Here is a 19973-nt window from a genome sequence, read left to right on the forward strand (position 1 = left end):
TTAGAAGTTAATTAATTTTGGATTTTAGATTTTTAGATTTTTTCTTCAATCCAAAATCCAAATATAAAATTGGAGAGTTGAGAGTTAAGAGTCAATATTTTGGCTTTAGCTCTTGACTTTTTGGCTTTTTGGTAATTTCTTCTACCTCTTTGTAGGAAGATAAATTCAAAGATGCATTCTTCGTGGTCTTATGTTCACTATCCCAGACTTAGAGCAACTACAAGCAGAGCATCCAGAATGGCAGATGGAGCTGGTAGACGGAAATATAGTTGTTATGGGCCCATCAGATTATGAGTCAGAGGAAATAGGCGCTGAGTTAGCTAGATTACTGGGTAACTGGTTCTAGCGCTGGTTTCATTTTGCCTACATTAGAGAGTGAAAACGGGAAAGAAGCTGATAACGAAAAACGAAATCTTCGCGCTCCCGATGTATCTTTTGTGCGTGCTGATAGACTTAAAACAAGCAAGCGCGACTTTGTAGAACTTGTACCTGACTTGATGGTAGAGATAAAATCTAAGTCAGACCGCATCAAACCACTGGTAGAAAAGATTCAGCTATTTCTACAACTTGGATGTACAGTTGGCATCCTGATTGATCCTGACAAATTGACGCTCACAGTTTATCGACTCAACCAAGAGCCAATAGTTTTGCAAGACAACGACAAACTGACACTACCAGACTTACTACCAGGTTGGGAGCTAGTAGTGTCAGAAATTTGGCCTCCTGTGTTTGAGTAGTTCAAAACTACTACAGCCAAGGACGACTAACTAGTTCTAACTCTCCAATTTCATCGTCGCTCAATCTCCAGCCCAAAGCACCAGCATTCTGCCGTACCTGTTCGGCTGTCTTCACCCCAGCAATAGGAATAACGTTCCCCTGAGTAATTAACCAGTTGAGAGCAACTTGGGCAGGGGTGCGATCGTATTTTTCCCCGAAGCTGCGTAGCAAAGATATAACTGGGGCAATTTTTTGCAGACCTTCTTTCTTAAATTGCGGGTCTATTTTTCTCGCACCAGTGGGGGTTTCAGCATTATTAATACTGTACTTACCTGTGAGTAATCCCTGTGCTAAAGGACTATATGCCAAAATAGTCACACCCAACTCACGCGCAGTTGCCAGAATCCCCTTGCTTTCAATTTGGCGACTGAGTAAAGAATAACGGACTTGGTTTACAGCCAAAGGCACTCCACGGGCTGCCAGTATTTGATGCGCGTCTCGCATTTGCTCTGCTGAGTAATTACTTACACCGACTGCCGCAATTCTGCCCCGCTTCACTTCATCCGCTAAGGCATTCATTAAAGTTTGTTGACTTAAAAAGAAGGCAAAAGGCCAATGCACTTGGTACAGGGCAATTCGCTCAAGTTGTAGCCGTTTGAGGCTGGCTGTTAAAGCATCAGAGACAGATTGGGCTGTAAATCGCCACGGTACGGGGCCAAATTTTGTGGCGATTTGTACAGGTTGTTGTGTCTGTTGCAGAAATTGTCCTAAAAATTCCTCGCTCTTTCCCATTCCGTAGATTTCGGCAGTATCAAAAAAGGTAATACCAGCTTCTAAGGCTGCGGTAAATGCTTCTTGCAACTGTTCTGGGCCGTAGCAATCGCCATAATTCCAAAATAGTTTATCACCCCAAGCCCAAGTGCCTATGCACAAGGGTGTAACAACTGGGCCATTTTGCCCCAATGTGATGTTTTCCACGGTTGCAAAATTTACTTTATTTACATTTCTTTACTTTTATAGTGTATCGTTACAGACAAGATTGGGTGTGGGTAAGTTGATCTAGTCTTATTAAGGATCTTCACGGTGCGATCGCGATTTAAACCCTGAATCAAACGCGCATAAGGGACTTTCAGTTAAAAAAATATCTTGTTGTAGGGACACAAAGCCTTGCGCTCCTAAAATCTATAAATAATTTGGGATAATTTATTTTTTACAAGTCCCTAAACAAGATCCCCGACAACTTTTACGAAGTCGGGGATCTGCGGGCTGCAATTCTCACACATCAAATAGGATTGCGATAGTTGAGTGTATTTACTTGTAATTATGAATTAGATGGTTTCTCCTGCTTGACTTTTTTGATTAATTGCATGTAGACATTAATTTCACTAATTTCTACATCATGCTCAACTCTGGTTACTTTCCATTTCTCTTTTTTTAGGTAAACTTCCTCTCCTACTCTGGGAGTAAATTGAAGATCATAGAACTTTTTTAGAAAATCTTTTTGATTTTCTTCCCATAATATTACTTTGACTGGTTCTTGACTCATTGCTTATGCCTTTTTGGTTACTAGATGAAGCTAAGTAGTTTGATGACATACATACGGCAAGTTTATCTTACTAATTCAATAGAATAGCGTAGTTAAAACCACATTTTCATATTGATATTTTTATCTGGCTTGATTGCGTCCGATAACAGGTGAAGCACAATACCATCACTCTAGTTGTATATAACTAGAGTTGTACTCTATGCTATAATCAATCGCGTTTTAACTTAGTGTTAGACCTTCCATATAAGTTTAGTGAATTATTAGAAACTTACCTAGTAAGTAATAACTGTTAATAATATCCTCTAGTACAACTGCGATATTTATGGATAACCAAGAGACAAGCAACAAGAGAGAGATGCTTTATCGCAATTATTTGTATCCTCATGCTGAGAGTATCTAAATTTTCATCTTTTCTAGACTTATATGGAGCAAGCAAAGAAGTTATTGAAGAAGTTAGGAAAGAGGAAATTCAAGCTCGAATTGAACACTTGCAATCATCTCCTAAAACTAATTTAATACTATTGGCATCTGAAATAGAAAGAGAGCTTCGATATTTAATTGCTAGTATGGGACTTTTGGATAAGTCTCAAGGTAGATTCTTAGCTGATGTCAAGCTTTTGGAACCTTATGGTTTTACTGAAATAGAAAAAGCTAATTACTTTTGGTCAATACGTAATAAAAGTGTTCATGGGCAGGAGGTAGATTCAAATGATATTTTATTAGCAGTAGAGAGTGGTTTATCTCTTCTGGAAAGCCTTCAATCAATCCCGCATGAAGTTCATATAGTTTATCATCCAGGAGTTTTAGTCTATTCTGATCCAGACTGTACAAGAGTTCAAGAATCTGTTAAAGGAGTAATTCTTGAAACAAGAAGGCATCCAAGCGATGCTTTTGTTGGGTTTATTATTTTCCCGACAACTCTTATATCTTTTATAAAAGATAGAATTGTATCTTGGGAGTGGAATATGAATAGAATTTGGGAAGTAGCTTGGTATCGTGATCCCGATACGAATGAGATTAAATCTGCATGGGCTTCATCGGCTGAATTTGTTGGTCGAGATTTGGATAATCTCCGATGATAGGGATAGTATCAATTTTAGCCACTCAATAAAGATAAATTTGGCAAAATTATCTCGATTAATCTTGAAACAATAGATTACGAAATCGGTAATAATTTAGTCGAAACGAGTTTTCGATTACGATTTAAGCAAACCGATGCAGCACTTTGGGGAGAAAGAATTGGTTTTGATGCTGTTTATGCAGTTGGTGGTACATTGCTCAGGATGGCACAGTGATACACGAGACTTTAGTTAGACTTCAGGCAAAAATGAGTGTGATTATTCTTCTCTCCGATGAAATCATGAGCATCTTAATATCTGTCACATTTTGGCGCGATCGCTCTAGAAACCAGAAAAGGGCAATTGAGGATTTTAATCAAGCTCTCGTCATTATTTTATGTACTTGACTGTGCAGCAATCTGGACAGCTTCTATATCAACATTGAGGTGTTGAGCAATCTGCTCAACACTCATCCCTGTTTTTAGTAACAGAGGGACGGTAAGTTTCAACATTTCAGCTTCTCGTTCTTCTCGACCTTCTTCTCGACCCTCGGCTTTCGCTTCCTGATAAACTCTTGTTTGCTCCAAAGTGAGTCCTAGCATAGCTTCAACGTCCTCTCTACTCAAGGTCGAAAACTTATAAACGGCAATTGTGGTTATGATGTCTAGTATTTCGTTTTGCGGCAGTGTGTCCGTTTCCTCTAATTTTACCCGCTCAATCAATTGCTTTGCTTGCTCTGCCATCACTTCATCCGATGCTAGAGTCAACTGCATCAAGTTGATACCTATTGGCTGCTGATTAGTCGCGCCTAACTCATCTAAATAGATTCTCTGCACTTGATCGCTGTTGAGAAATATTCGATGAGTTCTTTGATCGCTTGGTTCCAAAGAGCGTGATGAAAAAATTACCACACAGAACCCATCCGTGAGAGGTTAGAACAAAGTGTTTTTTGTCAATCAGTTAAAATACTCAAAAAATCTTAAACAAGAATGATAATCGTGTTGAGGGTAGGGGGAGGAGGTGAGCGTCGCTCACCTCCTCCCCCACCTATATTTGTATTGATTTGGTAACTCGCTTACCTGTCGAAGTTTGGTTTCACACTAATCCCGCAGCATCAGACACTAATTTTGAAGCGGCATTACTAAATTTACTGCCTGCTAAAACTCTGATTTTACTTGACAGAGGTTTTTATCATTTTCAATTTTTGCAACAACTTATTAACCAAGAAGTTCATTTTGTTACACGTTTAAAAGTTAAAGCATCTATTAAATACTTAAAGATTTTTAGCTATGACCATTCGCTTAAAGACCGATTAATTCAACTTGGTACTATTCGTCGTGGCGCACCAGTACTGACTTTACGTCTAATTGAAATAAAAGTCGGTAAAACTAGCTATTCTTACATTACTTCTGTCCCTAGACCCGCAAATATTACCTCCCTACGTTGTTGCTGACTTATATCGGAAAAGATGGAGGATTGAAGAAGCTTTCTATGTGGTCAAACGTTTATTGGGACTTTCGTATTTATGGACTGGTTCTATTAATGGTGTGAAGTTACAAGTGTGGGCAACTTGGCTCTTTTATGCAGTATTGGTTGACTTGGGAGATGCGGTTGCAGACGAATTATCTCTGCCATTTGACCGCATTTCTTTAGAGATGATTTTTCGTGGTTTATATCATTTTAGCGTCGCCTATGACAAAGGTAAGGCGGATGACCCAATTCAGTACTTCGCTGCCAAAGAAAATCAAGATTTAGGAGTAGTTAAAGCCCTGCGAAAACCAGTCTCCAAGCTGGATTTATCGCCTTTTCCCGCACCCTCTTGACAAAAGTGCAATCACTCTAACCTCTCACTGATGCACAGAACCAGTCATCGTACTGAAAACGATTCCGGTTCAGGTACATCAACGACTCGGTAAAGAACCGATGGTAGAGGGCTTCATCTTTTTGGAATTGAACTTCAGCAAAAAAGATCACCTTCGATGTTGCATCCTCTGGAGGTAAAAACACACCATCGATGCGAAAAGCAGTTTCTTTGACTTCAAGTGATTCAAACCGATAGTTTTGCCCTTGCAGAGGAGGATTATCAACCAGTTCAAAGAGTAACCCAGGAAAGCGCTTAAAAATTTGATAGTAAATGGAATCTCGTTTCACTACTTCATCCTAAAATTCTCTCGTTATCCGTAGGCGTAGCCCACACTTCTCTACGAGACGCTGCGCGAACGACAAGCTCAGTGACCATCGTAGACATCGCGGATTAGCAGCAAGCCATAAAAATTAATCCTAACTTGGCTGAAGCTTATGCTAATCGAGGTGTATAATTGCTTGCCAAATAAGTGCGATCGCATCGCAACTTCCACTTTTCCTTAGCTGATTTTAAGCGGGTAGGGTTTATCTTTATTTAAAGAGAGAGAGATTAAATCCTATAAACCATACGAAAAAGTAGCTATGGCAAGCGGTGAAGTATTTGATACCAAAACAAAATCCCTATCTGTGCCAAGGGTAAACCTGCTGACCATGTTCCGGCTGGGTTTATTTCAAATGGGGTTGAGCATGATGTCAATTTTGACTCTGGGCGTACTCAACAGAGTCATGATTCAAGAAATAGCGATTCCGGCGACACTGGTTTCAGTCGTTCTAGCACTGCCTTTATTTGTTGCTCCTTCCCGTGTCTGGTTTGGCCAGATTTCTGATGCCAAGCCGTTATGGGGATACCACCGCACAGCTTATGTTTGGGTGGGAGCGGCAATATTTGCGATCGCAGCATTTTTAGCTGTACAAGTAATGTGGCAGATGAATCTTGCCGCTACTAGTGCAGGTGGTTGGACATGGACAACCCAAACAATTGGCTGGACAGCACTTTTAGCTTTGGTTTTTGCTGTCTACGGTCTAGGAATTTGTGCTAGCGGTACTGCCTTTGCTGCTTTGTTGGTGGATATATCTGAAGAAGATAACCGTTCCAAAGTAGTTGGTGTGGTTTGGTCGATGCTAATGGTGGGGATTATTGTTGGGGCAATTATTAGTGCCAGTTTGCTGAAACAGTTAACGCCAGAGGCAACCTTAGAAACCTTACAGGCATCTATCACCAGGCTGTTTACTATCGTCCCAGCAATTGTATTTGGTTTAGCGATCGCAGCAACATTCGGCGTAGAAAAAAAATACTCTCAATACTTAACCCGTTCCACACTGGTGAACCGGGAAGACAGCATTACTCTAGGCAATGCTTGGAAAATCTTGACAGCTAGCCCACAAACAGGTATATTCTTCACCTTTTTATTGGTGATGACCATCAGTTTGTTTATGCAAGACCCGATTTTAGAACCGTATGCGGGTCAAGTTTTTAAAATGCCCCTAGCGGAAAGTACCAAATTAAATATTTTTTATGGAACAGGACTACTGATTGCCTACGGTGTTACTGGCTTTTACATTGTCCCGCGTTTGGGTAAGCGCAGAACTGCACGTTTAGGCTGTATGTTGGTAGCATTCTGTGCAATATTGCTAGGTATTTCAGGATTCACAGCTAATGCAGCAGTTCTCAAACTAGGCTTGTTCTTTTTCGGTTTAGCCGCAGGTTTCTTAACTACAGCAGCAATTAGCTTGATGTTGGATCTTACCGCAGCAGAAGCCGCAGGTACGTTTATTGGGGCATGGGGATTAGCACAGTCCCTTTCTAGAGGTGTGGCGGTAGTCATCGGAGGTACAGTTTTGGATATTGGACGCAAGCTGTTACCGAGTTTAGAGTTAGCTTATGGACTGGTATTTGCCCTAGAAGCACTAGGAATGGTGCTATCGATTTGGTTTCTAAATCGGGTGAATATCACAGAATTTCAAACAAGTACCAAGCAAGCGATCGCTTCAGTTTTAGAAAGCGATTTAGACTAAACTGTATGGGGCATTGGGCATGAGACAAATGACCAATGACCAATGACAAATGACAAATGACTAATAACCAATGAATGATTTTTGGACAACAATTCTAGATTTTGCCCAAACTACCACTACCAGGGTGGGTAAGCAGCTAATGCAAGATTTTGGGCAAGTACAGGCTTCCCAAAAAGCTGATGGAAGTTTGGTGACGCAAGCAGATAAATGGGCAGATCAGGAAATTCGGGATGCGATCGCTTCTACTTTCTCTGGTTACGGCATTTTGAGCGAAGAGAGCGATCAGTCATTTCCTGGTACTGAGTGGTGCTGGGTAATTGACCCCCTAGATGGTACAACCAACTTTACACGCGGCATTCCTATCTGGACAATATCTCTGGGTTTACTGTATCGAGGCACGCCCATTTTTGGGTATGTTTACGCACCAACCTTGGATCAAGCTTTTCATGGTTTTTGGGCGGGTTCATCTGGTTTAGCAACACCAACAGGAGCATTTCTCAACCACCACCCCATCCACACCAGTGTTGATAGTCCCAGCAATAATCACTTTTTTAACCTTTGTTCTCGTAGTACCGCAGCTATCAAAAACGGCTTCCCCTGCAAAATTCGGATGTTGGGTGTAGCTAGCTATAATTTTTTGACAGTTGCTACTGGGGCTACTCTCGGTGGGATTGAGGCGACACCAAAAGTTTGGGACTTAGCCGGGGCTTGGGTAATTGTCCAGGCAGCTGGTGGGGTATGGGTATCGCTGAAATCAGAACCGTTTCCGTTGTCACCCGGAGAAGATTATAGCGATCGCTCTTTTCCCACTTTGGTTGTCAGTCGTCCCGAATTAGTTCCGGTATTTCAACCTTTTCTAGATGGCGTAAAAATCTAATCAGCTGCTCTCACACTTAAAACAGTTATTTTGTCAATCAGAGTAGTGAACGGCGACATCCCGACATCAAAGTTAATAAAGCCCTAGTCAGACAGAGAATTGAGTATAAATAAAACTGGTAATAATCCTGATTTCAGTTCAAAACCAATGTAGTTACTAATTTAAGTACCGTTGTGGCTTATATCACACTGCTTAATTTAGTATAAATAATTTTATGTTATCTAATCTAGATTTAATTCGAGAGTTTGTGCAAAACTCTATCCAGAAAAAAGAAATTTTGTTGTCAAATCCTGCTTTGACAGCGCAAACAGTGTATAAAACCAACCAATTGACAGCAAAAGGTGAAGGTGTGATTGCCACCTTCCAACTATCTAATACACTATCTGAATTCTTGATTTCTCCAAAATCATCCCAGTGGGAATTAATAAATCAGGTATTAGCAGAATATAGTTATCTTCTCAAAGGAGAAGTAGATAGTCGGGGTTTCTATCAGTATCAATACAGCGAAGTTCCCAAAGGCTATGAGATGCACTGTACTAAATCTGTACTTCTATGGCGAGCTTGGTGGAAATATCGCAAGTATACTTCAAGACTAGGGATTCCCTTGGAACTTCTGATCAGGACGCGGGATTCATGGTATCCAATCCGAGATTTAATTATTAGTGATGGACTTCTTTATATCAAAACTTTAGGAAGCGAGATCGCACTTGATTCAGAAGACTTGGTTACTTGGTTAAGCAAAATTGATGTAACTAAAACTAAAGAAATACCTAGTACAGAGACGTAATTCGTAATTTGTAATTACTTTGCAAACGCAGTTTATACTCACCCTTTTAACGTTAAATTGACGCAAAGATTTTTGAAAATGGCGTGAAGAAAAATGAAAGGACTTTGGCTCGAAAATAATCAGTTGCAACTACGTACAGATATTCCAATTCCTGAACCACCGCCAGGAGAAGCTTTGGTACGCGTCTTGCGTGCGGGTATCTGTAACACTGATTTGGAACTACTCAGAGGCTACTATCCTTACACTGGTATTTTGGGGCATGAATTTGTCGGCGTGGTTGAAAAAGGGCCAGAACACTTAGTTAACCAACGTGTAGTTGGAGAAATCAACGCTGTGTGTGGGCATTGTCGGTTTTGTATCAGTGGACAACCAACTCACTGCGAAAATCGCACAGTTTTAGGTATTGTCAATCGGAATGGAGCCTTTGGTGAATATCTCTGTTTGCCGGTAGAGAACCTGCATTTAGTACCCGATAATGTGCCGACAGAAGTAGCTACATTTACTGAACCTATAGCAGCAGCTTTGGAAATTCAGCAGCAAGTATCATTGCATCAAAACGACAGGGTGCTAGTGGTTGGAGATGGCAAACTAGGGCAGTTGGTAGCACAGACACTAGCTTTAACTGGCTGTGAACTCTTGGCTGTGGGGCGACATCAAGAGAAACTTGCCAACTTAGAGGCACGGGGGATTAAAACTGGTTTAGCTGACGCTGTAAAAGATGGATATTTTGATATCTCAGTAGAATGTACTGGCAACCCAGAAGGATTTGCGATCGCCCGTCGCGCCCTCCGTCCCCGTGGTACGCTTGTTCTTAAAAGTACTTATGCTGGCAACCTCAGCTTAGATGTTTCTTCTTTAGTAGTGGATGAAATTACCCTCATCGGCTCCCGTTGTGGCCCCTTTACTCCAGCCCTCCAGCTACTAGCCACAGGACAAATTGACGTACAACCCCTGATTCATGCCACTTACCCCCTCATTGAAGGGCTTGCAGCTTTTGAACACGCCCAGAATCGCGGTGTTTTAAAAATATTGCTGGAAATTGGTTAATAGTTATTTGTCATTTGTCATTTGTCATTCGTCATTTGTCATTTGTCATTGGGTATGGGTTATTGCCCTTTTGCCCTTGTTTCCCTCATTTTCCCCAGTCCCCAATCCCTAATATAGATAAGGATTAGTCTTCGGTTGATAGTCAAGACAATTGATCGCTTCTTCTGTATTGGCAATAGATGGGCGTACAGTACATTTAAGACGGTAATTGTCAGTAAAAAATTGGCAACCAGTACAGGGGATTTGATGCATTTGCTTGGCTGTAGTCACACTATCTCGCGCCGCCGTCCAGAGACTTATAACAACGAGAATAGTTAAAGTCCAAGCAGTGATAAAGCATATTGGGATTAACAAAGGTTGAATCCCATGAAGGACGAAAAATATCACTTCTAACACAGTATGTCCTGATACAAATTAGGAATTAGAAGTATATTAACTCCTAATTCCTAATTCCTAACTTCCGACTATAGAAGTATTTAAATACCAGCATGACCAAGAGCTAAACCTGTTACTAGCATTCCTAGCACAAGAAAAGGTTGGGCGCTGGCTTGGTACTTAACATCATTCTTCACAGGATCGCGCAAGAAATACATATCTTGCAAGGTGATTTGCGGGATGATTAACAGTACTAGTATCGTTGCATACAAATTTTCATGAATGCTGACGAGATAAGCTGCGATAAATCCTTGAAATACGTCAATTGTCACTACACAAATCCATGCCGCAGTGGTGATACCAAACATTACGGGTAATGAATTTAATCCTAGCTGGCGATCGCCTTCTACACTCTTAAAGTCATTGACAATGGCAATACCCAATCCAGCCAAGCTGTAGAACATTGTCAAAATTATAATTGTGGAATTGAGATCGCCAAACAAAGCGTGTCCTGTAGACCAAGGTAGGGTAATGTAACTTGCACCCAAGGCATAACTTCCTAGCCAGCCGTTTTGCTTGAGTTTCAGGGGAGGTGCAGAATAAATATAGGCGATGAAAGAACCGATAATTGCGATCGCTGTAATTGTCGGGAATTCATGACCAGACCACACATCCAGCGCAAACGCCAAACCATAGCCAGCAATCAGTAATACCCAAATCTGAATAATTACCTGGGGTAGGGGAATTGCCCCAGAGGGAATTGGGCGATAGGGTTCATTGATGGCATCGATTTCGCGATCGTAGTAATCATTAAGGATTTGGGTGTAACCTGTCATCAATGGGCCAGCCAGCAGCATACAGGTTAATACTTTCAACACATTTTCCAGCGTCCAAGTATAGTTACCCGAAGAAGCCGCACCACAGACTACGCCCCAAATTAAGGGAATCCAGGTAATCGGCTTCATTAGCTGCAAACGAATTTTCCAAATTGAAGTTTCTCCAGCAGCTGCGCCTTTCATCCCCAGCAACTGCCTAGTTTTCGCATTGCGATCGGCGGATGCTATTGCTTGCTCATTGGGATTATTTACCACTGAGTCTAATGTCTCAGATGGGTTAGGGTCTGGGGTAATGGGAGTTAATTCTGACATAAGATTTACTGATTAATAGGGCATTGGGCAAAACAGTTCCTCTTTTCCATGTTCCAGTTCTGAGTAAAGAAGTGAGATTTTCTACTCGGTACGGGCTAAATCTTAGCTATCCACTAACAGCATTCATGAGGGGCATTGAGCATTAGCCAGAAAACCATCTTCCACAAAATTTAAACAACTTACAGGAGTTAGTCGCAGAACTTATCAGTTAATGGTTCGTATGAGTTAAAGGAAAAAACTACTCATAAAAAACCTGGGCGTTCTCCCGAATTAATAATTCTAGATCAAGTCTTAATGGTGCTTCAGTGTTGCAGCAAAGCAAGAAAAGCTCCACCTCATGAGTAAGAACATGGAGCATATTATCATATCAACTACCTCTAGCCGGCTTCTCTACGAGATGCTGTGCGTAGCTTGCTTCGACCTAGGAGTATACGGTAGTCTGCGGCAAGCCCTACGGGTAGACGCTCGTACCGACGCTCGTTCCTCGCTAACGCTGCGCTATCGCTAACGCAGTTCCTTTATACCGGGAAACCCGTCCACCGGACTGGCTCACCGCTTTGCGTCTACGTTCAAAAAATTGACTTTGATAAAGAGTTTTAGCCTTAACTGAACCGTATTGGCTTATATATCATTTTTCAATAAGCAATAGTACTTAAAACCTTGCTCAAAATCGGATCGGAAACACAATTTTTCGGTAGGCAATGCCGTTCGGGTAGCGTCTCGTAGAGAAGGCTAGCTACGTCTACGCATAATCTTAATACATTATTACCCCAAAGCTTAATTTAAAGTCTTATTTTATACCTAAAAATTTATGAGATTTCAAGAATAAACACTTGTTAGACAAAAGTAATATTATTTTATCCTCACACGGATCTCATCCGTGTATGATGTTTTCTTCTACTTTCTTCTTGGAGAGAAACACAATGTCTTTTGAGCTTCCCCAGTTGGGTACGTCTTGTACTGATGTGATATCTAAAAACAGCCTTGCGCCTGCCTTGGACGAAGGCAGCTTGACAAGTTCTTTAACGGGACTGGGACGAGCTAGCCAATCTCTCTTGTTTGTCGATAGATCAGTGACAAACTATGAGCAGTTACTGGCGGGTGTGACTACGGGCACGGAGATCCATGTGCTTGACTCGGTGCAGGATGCTGTTACCCAGATTACTAACACCCTGCTGGGACGGCAAAACATTGCCAGTTTGCATATCGTTTGCCACGGGGAAGCCGGCGGACTGGACTTTGGCAGCAGTCAGCTGAACTTGGGCAACTTGCCAGAGTATGCGTCACAGTTGCAGAGTTGGGGCAAGGCACTGACCAACGATGCCGATATTTTGCTGTATGGCTGTAACGTTGCCCAAGGTGAACTCGGTCAGAAGTTTGTCCAAAGAATCAGCCAGGTTATTGGAGCCAATGTTGCCGCCTCCAATAACCTGACAGGTAAGGATGGCGACTGGAATTTGGAAGTAACCATTGGCAACATTGAGTCACCCCTCGTCTTTGACTCTAAAGTTACCTCTGCCTATGCTTACAATTTGGATAATATTCTCAGAGAAACCTTCACGGGCAATGATATTACGAACTCCTCCTGGATCTACAATACAACAGGAACAGGCACAGCACCGCTACTGACCGCCCGTTCTACAATAGGAGCATCCACCGGCGGCATACCCGGTGGTGGCTCCGATGCGGTTGGGTCAGGCGCATTGCGATTAACCTCTGCTACCTCGGATCAGGCATCCTTTGTCATCTACAACCGCCCCATTAACGCCAGCAACAGTCTTTCCATTACGTTCAACATTCATGCCTATGGTGGCACTGGTGCAGATGGTATCAGCTTCTTTCTTATTGATGGCAATGCCAACCCAACTGCGGCAGGTTCAACTGGAGGATCGCTCGGCTATTCTAGTAACGGCTCTACACCTGGTCTTGTAGGCGGCTACCTTGGTGTTGGTTTTGACGAGTTTGGTAACTTCTCTAAGTCCGTATATGGTGCAGGTGGTCCAGGTGCTAGACCTGACTCTATTGCAGTTCATGGCAGTCAAGCCAACAGCTACAACTATCTGGCGGGAACGGAAACGCTTCCAGAAGGTATTGACACTCCAGGTCAGAGCCGATCGGCTGCTCAGAAGAAGGTGCAGATTGATTTGACACCTGCTGGGCTGTTATCTCTCAAAATTGATTTGAACAATGACGGAGATTTTTTAGACAATAACGAAACTCCAGCCGCACTCCAAAATTACAATGTCGTTGCCAGTAATGGCGAACTGCCATCCACGTTCAAGTTCGGTTTCTCCGCCTCCACTGGCGATTATACCAACGTCCATGAAATCACAGGACTGGGTGTTGATACGTTCGATGGTGTGCCGTATACCCCGTTGGTCAACTTTACCAGTAGTAATGGCTCAGTTGGTGAAGGAGCAACTAGTCTAAACATCACAGCACAAATTGATGCTGTAACTTCCAATACCGTTACAGTACCAGTTACGCTATCGGGAACAGCGACGGACGGAACAGACTACACACTGTCTAACAATTCCATCACAATTCTGCCAGGACAACTGACTGGTAGCATCACCCTGAATCCGATTGATAATTTAGTTGTCGAGCCTAATAAAACTGCTGTGTTGACACTGGGAACACCGACGAATGCTCAACTGAGTCCTCAGAATAAGGTACTTACAGCAACGATCGTAGACAACGATAGTGTGATCCAAAGCTCGCTCAATAATCTGCTGTGGCGCAACAGTGGCACTGGGGAGAATGCTGTTTGGCAACTGAATAACTTCTCCCTGCAAAGCGACTACTTTTTACCCACCGTGACTGATGCGAACTGGCAGATTGCCAGCACAGCTGACTTCAACGGTGATGGCATTGCTGACATCCTTTGGCGCAACCAGGCAAGCGGGCAGAACGTCATTTGGCAGATGAATACCACTGGCTTTCAATCCGACCACTACATTACCCAGGTGTTTGATCCGAACTGGGAGATTGCAGGTACTGATGATTTCAACAGTGACGGTACACCTGATATCCTCTGGCGCAATCAGGCAAGCGGCGAGAATGTGATTTGGCAGATGAATAGCAACTTCACCCTGCAAACCGACCACTACATTACCCAGGAGTTTGATCCGAACTGGGAGATTGCGGGTACTGATGATTTCAATAGTGACGGTACACCTGATATCCTCTGGCGCAATAAGGCAAGCGGCGAGAATGTGATTTGGCAGATGAATAGCAACTTCACCCTGCAAACCGACCACTCCATTACCCAGGAGTTTGATCCGAACTGGGAGATTGCGGGTACTGATGATTTCAATAGTGACGGTACACCTGATATCCTCTGGCGCAATAAGGCAAGCGGCGAGAATATGATTTGGCAGATGAATAGCAACTTCACCCTGCAAACCGACCACTTCATTACCCAGGTGTTTGATCCGAACTGGGAGATTGCGGGTACTGATGATTTCAACAGTGACGGTACACCTGATATCCTCTGGCGCAACAAGCAGACGATGAAGGAAGATATCTGGCAAATGAGTGGCTTTAACTATGTACAAAGGTATCAACTCGTTGACGTGATCGATCCCAATTGGAGCGTGAGACCTTTTGTGGCAGCTTAATATCGTTTCCGAAGAAAGACTTATCATTAAGACCGCAGACGAGCAGAAGGGAGGGATTTTTGGATTTTCTGCATAGATTCGGGAACTATAACTAAGTAACCGAACTTGATATTAGATACTTCTGACAGATCCAACTAAGCAAAGCGAGAGCCGCATGATCGCGACTCTCGCTTTCCCTATGTCCACCCTCTCATGGGTAGGTTTTTCAGATTAGACGAATTTTTTGGCTTTTAGAACTAAAATTATTGTCCTAAACCTTAAAACTACGTTGAATAATTGAGAACATTCCCAATTATTTCTCCAAAACCTAAATACCTATCCTTGAAAGACTCCCCATTCCCTTAACTTAAAACGAAATTATCAAATAATTATTCTGAAACTTTGCTCCAGCAACGGGTCTGCCACTTAGAGCCGGAGGTAAGGGAATATTGCGTCGCTGATCTCCTGCTTCTACCGTAACTTCTGGCCCGTATTGGGTAAGCTTTACCTGCTTTTTGTCAAATCCTGGCAAAAATAAGCGTACTTGACGATTGTGGATGTCTATTTCAATTGGTTTAGGAGCCTGTAAAGCTTGTGCTTCAAAGTTGGGTAGTGCGTCTATCAGTGTTTGCCAGTCACTTGTTGGCGAGTCGGGAACAACGCTGACAGGTAGGGGTATAAATTCCTCTGGCAGATTGACGTTTGTCTCAGGAGACACAAGCAGAACACCACCGACAGTTAAACCAATTTGTTGAGCGCTACCCCATAAATAACGAGCATTTGCTACGTCAATTGGATCTCCTGTGGTCACTAAGAAAGCAGCAAGACGCTTCGGATCGGCAAGAGCGGCTCTCCCTTTTTCCAAAAAATTATTGACTTGGTTGGTAGGTTGAGCAAAGTTATCTGCTGTCCAGTTGATATTGAAAAAGCTGCTAATTAGCGGTTGGATTAAGGGCGATTCAGTAATAGTCTTACCCAAATCGGAGTTGACAAATAATTGCCGAAATCGCCGAACATACCAACTGAGAGATTCTGGCAAACCCAACATTCGCAACGTTAAAGAGTCACCCGTGCCATCGTAGACGATCGCATCATATTTGCCACTGGCATCATATTCGCGGATAGCATTGAGAGCTAGGGCGTTGTCCATCCCTGGCAATACTACCAGTTCTTGACCAAAAACGTCTTTGAAGATGGGCGTGCGGAGATATTGTGCCTCCAGTTTTTTCACTTCGTCCCAGTTGCGCTCAAGCAGTACAGATGCTTGAAACTGTACCGCCTGTAACTTGGGAGCGATTTCTTGAGGATCGGCAGCAATGGTAGTACCCAACAGGATTGACAATGTTGGTTCTGCTTGTCCTGCTAGGAGTACGCGCTTGCCTTGACTTGCCAATAATTTGGCTGCGGCGATCGCAATTTTGGTACGAGCGGTGCCGCCTTTGCCCAAAAATGTCAATATTAGAGCCATTACTTGATTCCTATTTTCACCGCCGATCTTTTCAATTCCAACTTAGCACTCAATAAAGATTCTCAACCTGTGCTGGAAATTTCAGATACCGAGAAAAACTCTGATCTGAGTTCTTTATCACTACACAGGTTTAATTTCATCTTCAAAAAACCAAGTGGAAGTATTGTCCTCAAACAGCACTACTACACCGATCCCACTATCAATGACTTTGTAGCCTTGAATGATACCCACTTGTCCTAGTTTTTTTACAATTGGGGGAGAAACGCGATCGCGCAAACGAAACACTTTAACCTTTTGTCCGATTTCCATGCCTGATTACAATGCAACAAACCAGTCTCAGTGTAGCGGAATCCGTGACTCAGCTTTCACAATTTCAGGGGAGATGAGGGAGAAAATTCTAAACTTCTAACCTCAGAACTTAAAATTAACCACAGATGCGATCGCAACGATTAGTCGTATTGATGGAACATTTGTGATCGTTAGAGGTTCATCTAGATAGCTTGAGTTAAGCAACCCAAGTAGTCGTTATGTATCAAACTATCCTCCGTCCACGACAAGAAACCATGCCTAGGATGGATAATTTACCCAGTGAATTAATAGGATAATCAGGTTTTACAGATAAATTTCACTGCATTCAGGCGGATTTTCTGAGTGAGACTTGTCAAGCTCTAACCTTATCCATCTGAAGAAGTTTTGTTTGCTAGCAACTTAAACCTTTACTACCATGCCCGCCATCCTTTGTAATATAAAGAGTTTGTGGTTGCATTGCTATACTTCAGGGGGTTGGGTGGCAAAGCTAGGAGAAAAAGCAGAGCAAGACCGCCAACGGCAGAGCGATTAGCAGAGTGTCTGCGATCGCAAGGAATTGATCCAGATAGCTTGAGTTAAGCAAAAACTTACGTCCTTAACAAGACAAGCAGTGTTGCCAACAGAATTTATATTGCTAAGAAAAATATACTTAGCAATAGCCGATTCATTGTATAATCACCAAGACAATTTGTGTAAGATTTTCTAGTAATAATGTATTCCCCAAGTAACACAAGGATACTTTCATAGCTATTAAGCTTTATGGAGACAAATTGGGTGTGTCGGTAGTGAACGAGGAAGCAGGAATTGTTGCGAGCAATACGAGGATTTGTACATAAAGCAGGGAGGCTGAGGCGCATACTACCGATAAATGAACGGTTGTGGGCAAAGTTTGACTTGCTGAGAACTTTGGTGCGTCGTGATTTAGAAGCGAGGTATAAGGGTTCTGTTTTAGGCAATTTGTGGCCTTTGCTAAATCAGCTATCACAATTACTGATTTACACCTATGTGTTTTCGGTTGTGTTGAAGGTGAAGTTAAGTCTGAAAACTTTACCAGAAAATAACTTCACCTTTGGTTTGTGGCTATTTGCGGGATTAGTTCCTTGGATTGCTTTTAGTGGTGGTTTAAGTCAGGCTGCTAGTTGTGTAATCGGACAGCCAAATTTAGTCAAGAAAGTGGTATTTCCACTAGGATTGTTACCTCTAGTACCAATCTTGTCAATGTTTATCGAAAGTTCCTTTGGTTTAATAGCATTGATTTTTTTTGGGGCGATCAGTTCTCATACTCTACACACTACATTAGCGTTTTTGCCGTTGGTCTGGATACCGCAGTTATTGTTAACAGCAGGATTGAGTTATTTAGCCGCAGGACTAACGGTATTTTTGCGAGATATCCCGCAGACTTTAGGGGTGATTTTAAATATTTGGATGTATTTGACACCAATTATTTATCCAGCCTCAGCAATTCCAGAGGCATGGCGGGAATGGGTATTTTGGTTAAATCCGATGACAGCGATCGTTGAGGGATATAGAGATTTAATTTTAGTAGGAGAAGTTAAACATTGGGGCGAGTTAGGAGTTTCTTCGCTAATTGCTTTAGTAATTTTTTGTAGCGGATTGTGGTGTTACCGTCGCCTGCGTCCAGCTTTTGCAGATGTATTGTAAGCACAACTGTTGAAGTATAGATGCCATAATTGTCTTTGATTAATAGTGTGGTAGTTTTGAGGATTGGCAGCAAAATATGGGAGAAAAAATTGCAATTTCCCTAAAGAATGTATCTAAGTGTTTTAAACGGTATGCTCATCCTGTAGATCGACTCAAAGAAATTTTGTTACCAGGAAAAAGTAGAGCAGATGAATTTTGGGCACTGCGCGATATTAACTTGGATATTCCCAAGGGAGAGACTGTGGGAATTATTGGTCAAAATGGTTCTGGCAAAAGTACACTTTTGCAAATTATTGCTGGGACTCTCAGTCAAACTAGAGGTAATGTAAAAGTTAATGGTCGAGTTTCTGCATTGCTAGAGTTAGGAAGTGGATTCAACCCAGAGTTTACCGGCCGACAAAACGTATTTTTTAATGGACAGCTACTCGGCTTAAGTAAAATAGAACTTGAGCAAAAATTTGAAGAAATAGTCAAATTTGCAGATATAGGAGATTTTATTGATGAACCTGTTAAAACTTATTCCAGTGGTATGTTTGTCCGCTTGGCATTTGCAGTAGCTATTAATGTGAATCCAGAAATTTTGATTGTAGATGAAGCTTTGTCTGTGGGAGATGGTGTGTTTGTGCATCGCTGCATGGCAAAAATTAAAGATTTTCAAGACTCTGGTGGAACTATTTTGTTTGTATCTCATGATATAGCATCTGTGAATCGTCTGTGTTCAAGTGCTATATGGATTAATCATGGTCAAATAGTTGAAAAAGGTACTCCAGTTGATATTAGTAAATCGTACCAAGCGTGGATATATGAAAAGATAAATGATGGAATTAAAAATAAGACAGAACGCTTAATTGATTCGCAAAATATAGAAATAATAAAAAATCATGAAGGAAACATAGAAGTTAAATTGGATAAATCTATTGAAAATTTGAATTACAACTATTTTACGAATAAAGAATTTCTGGCGTTTCCGACAGTTAAGAGATTCGGAACCGGACGTTGTGAAATTTTAAGTTTAGAAATTTTTAACAGTGAAGGGCAAAAAACAGGTTTTGTTATGCCTGATGATACTTTGATAATCCGCACAAAAATCGTCAGTCACGACTACGTTGAAAGCCCAATCTTTGGTATTACAATGTATGACAGATTAAGAGTCCCAATTGCTGGGTGGAACACACATCAGTATAAGCATCCATTAGCCAAATTTGAGAAAGAAAAATTGATTAGTGTGAGTTTTGAAATAAAATGGCCTCATATAAAAAGTGATACTTATTCACTTGAACCAGCCGTAGCCGATGGTAGCCAGGAAAGCCATGAAATGATGGATTGGTTGCAGGCTCCTGTGGTTATAGAGTCGGGAGTTACGGATTTAACTTTTGGTTTTTTTAGATTTACCAAAGTTACCGTTTCTCATGAAATAGATATTTTCTTAACAACTCAATTATTAACAAATACCTTAGTAAAATGATTTGTTATTGTTGCGGATCGAGTTACTTAAAAACTT

At 41.8% G+C, this 19973-nt stretch carries 17 protein-coding genes and 5 pseudogenes; 13 read left to right on the forward strand and 9 right to left on the reverse strand.

The annotated features are described in order from the left end of the window. The first annotated feature begins 190 nt into the window (after window positions 1-190). Window positions 191-737 (forward strand): annotated as a pseudogene (locus tag FD724_RS25180) (Uma2 family endonuclease). 10 nt (window positions 738-747) lie between these two features. On the opposite strand, the gene FD724_RS25185 reads toward FD724_RS25180, so the two are convergent. Both FD724_RS25185 and FD724_RS25190 read right to left on the reverse strand, forming a co-directional pair. Then, the gene (locus tag FD724_RS25185; protein WP_179074479.1) at window positions 748-1695 is read right to left on the reverse strand and encodes an aldo/keto reductase; all 948 of its coding nucleotides are present in this window, start codon (window positions 1693-1695) and stop codon (window positions 748-750) included. A 343-nt stretch (window positions 1696-2038) separates the two neighbouring features. After that, on the reverse strand, window positions 2039-2263 hold the full coding sequence (locus FD724_RS25190; protein ID WP_100901136.1) for a hypothetical protein: 225 nt from the start codon (window positions 2261-2263) through the stop codon (window positions 2039-2041). 383 nt (window positions 2264-2646) lie between these two features. Here FD724_RS25190 and FD724_RS25195 point away from each other — a divergent pair, with 383 nt between their 5' ends. Both FD724_RS25195 and FD724_RS42130 read left to right on the forward strand, forming a co-directional pair. Then, the gene (locus FD724_RS25195) at window positions 2647-3342 is read left to right on the forward strand and encodes a hypothetical protein (RefSeq protein ID WP_114082747.1); all 696 of its coding nucleotides are present in this window, start codon (window positions 2647-2649) and stop codon (window positions 3340-3342) included. A 30-nt stretch (window positions 3343-3372) separates the two neighbouring features. Next, window positions 3373-3558, forward strand: a pseudogene (locus tag FD724_RS42130) (hypothetical protein); the annotation flags it as partial. Between the two features lie 158 nt (window positions 3559-3716). On the opposite strand, the pseudogene FD724_RS25200 reads toward FD724_RS42130, so the two are convergent. Beyond that, window positions 3717-4244: pseudogene (locus FD724_RS25200) on the reverse strand (DUF2887 domain-containing protein); the annotation flags it as partial. Between the two features lie 134 nt (window positions 4245-4378). Here FD724_RS25200 and FD724_RS41070 point away from each other — a divergent pair. Then, window positions 4379-5132 (forward strand): annotated as a pseudogene (locus tag FD724_RS41070) (transposase); the annotation flags it as partial. Window positions 5133-5169: 37 nt separating this feature from the next. On the opposite strand, the pseudogene FD724_RS25215 reads toward FD724_RS41070, so the two are convergent. After that, window positions 5170-5472, reverse strand: a pseudogene (locus FD724_RS25215) (DUF2887 domain-containing protein); the annotation flags it as partial. Window positions 5473-5549: 77 nt separating this feature from the next. After that, a complete protein-coding gene (locus FD724_RS41075; RefSeq protein ID WP_256874352.1) occupies window positions 5550-5678 on the reverse strand; it encodes a hypothetical protein in 129 nt (42 codons plus the stop codon). 88 nt (window positions 5679-5766) lie between these two features. On the opposite strand from FD724_RS41075, the gene FD724_RS25220 reads away from it, so the two are divergent. From FD724_RS25220 to FD724_RS25235, 4 genes are all read left to right on the forward strand, one after another. Continuing rightward, entirely contained in the window at window positions 5767-7200 is a 1434-nt protein-coding gene (locus tag FD724_RS25220) for a BCD family MFS transporter (RefSeq protein WP_114082749.1), read from the forward strand. A 70-nt stretch (window positions 7201-7270) separates the two neighbouring features. Next, the gene (locus tag FD724_RS25225) at window positions 7271-8077 is read left to right on the forward strand and encodes an inositol monophosphatase family protein (protein WP_114082750.1); all 807 of its coding nucleotides are present in this window, start codon (window positions 7271-7273) and stop codon (window positions 8075-8077) included. A 214-nt stretch (window positions 8078-8291) separates the two neighbouring features. Then, on the forward strand, window positions 8292-8864 hold the full coding sequence (locus FD724_RS25230; protein WP_114082751.1) for a hypothetical protein: 573 nt from the start codon (window positions 8292-8294) through the stop codon (window positions 8862-8864). A gap of 93 nt (window positions 8865-8957) precedes the next feature. Further along, the gene (locus tag FD724_RS25235; protein ID WP_114082752.1) at window positions 8958-9911 is read left to right on the forward strand and encodes an alcohol dehydrogenase catalytic domain-containing protein; all 954 of its coding nucleotides are present in this window, start codon (window positions 8958-8960) and stop codon (window positions 9909-9911) included. Window positions 9912-10019: 108 nt separating this feature from the next. On the opposite strand, the gene FD724_RS25240 is transcribed toward FD724_RS25235, so the two are convergent. Continuing rightward, on the reverse strand, window positions 10020-10307 hold the full coding sequence (locus FD724_RS25240; protein WP_179074481.1) for a hypothetical protein: 288 nt from the start codon (window positions 10305-10307) through the stop codon (window positions 10020-10022). Between the two features lie 80 nt (window positions 10308-10387). Further along, window positions 10388-11434: a chlorophyll synthase ChlG gene (gene chlG / locus FD724_RS25245; RefSeq protein WP_179074482.1), complete on the reverse strand. Its 1047-nt coding sequence runs from the start codon at window positions 11432-11434 to the stop codon at window positions 10388-10390. Between the two features lie 349 nt (window positions 11435-11783). Between chlG and FD724_RS25250 the strand changes: the two genes are divergently transcribed. Continuing rightward, window positions 11784-11942, forward strand: a complete 159-nt coding sequence (locus FD724_RS25250) for a hypothetical protein (protein WP_218651476.1) — start codon at window positions 11784-11786, stop codon at window positions 11940-11942. A 415-nt stretch (window positions 11943-12357) separates the two neighbouring features. Then, window positions 12358-15054: a DUF4347 domain-containing protein gene (locus FD724_RS25255; RefSeq protein WP_179074484.1), complete on the forward strand. Its 2697-nt coding sequence runs from the start codon at window positions 12358-12360 to the stop codon at window positions 15052-15054. Between the two features lie 346 nt (window positions 15055-15400). On the opposite strand, the gene FD724_RS25260 is transcribed toward FD724_RS25255, so the two are convergent. After that, window positions 15401-16501 carry an ArsA family ATPase gene (locus tag FD724_RS25260; RefSeq protein WP_179074485.1) on the reverse strand — a complete coding sequence of 367 codons (1101 nt, stop codon included), beginning with the start codon at window positions 16499-16501 and terminating at the stop codon, window positions 15401-15403. A 120-nt stretch (window positions 16502-16621) separates the two neighbouring features. After that, a complete protein-coding gene (locus FD724_RS25265; protein WP_114082757.1) occupies window positions 16622-16810 on the reverse strand; it encodes a DUF2862 domain-containing protein in 189 nt (62 codons plus the stop codon). A 447-nt stretch (window positions 16811-17257) separates the two neighbouring features. On the opposite strand from FD724_RS25265, the gene FD724_RS41080 reads away from it, so the two are divergent. The 3 genes from FD724_RS41080 (at window position 17258) to FD724_RS25275 (ending at window position 19937) form a co-directional block, all read left to right on the forward strand. Beyond that, entirely contained in the window at window positions 17258-17389 is a 132-nt protein-coding gene (locus FD724_RS41080) for a hypothetical protein (protein ID WP_256874353.1), read from the forward strand. Window positions 17390-17626: 237 nt separating this feature from the next. After that, a complete protein-coding gene (locus FD724_RS25270) occupies window positions 17627-18472 on the forward strand; it encodes an ABC transporter permease (protein ID WP_179075622.1) in 846 nt (281 codons plus the stop codon). A 76-nt stretch (window positions 18473-18548) separates the two neighbouring features. Then, complete coding sequence (locus tag FD724_RS25275) at window positions 18549-19937, forward strand: ABC transporter ATP-binding protein (protein ID WP_179074486.1); 1389 nt, start codon at window positions 18549-18551, stop codon at window positions 19935-19937. Window positions 19938-19973: the final 36 nt, after the last annotated feature.

The organism is Nostoc sp. C057, from assembly GCF_013393925.1.
Taxonomy (GTDB): domain Bacteria; phylum Cyanobacteriota; class Cyanobacteriia; order Cyanobacteriales; family Nostocaceae; genus Nostoc; species Nostoc muscorum_A.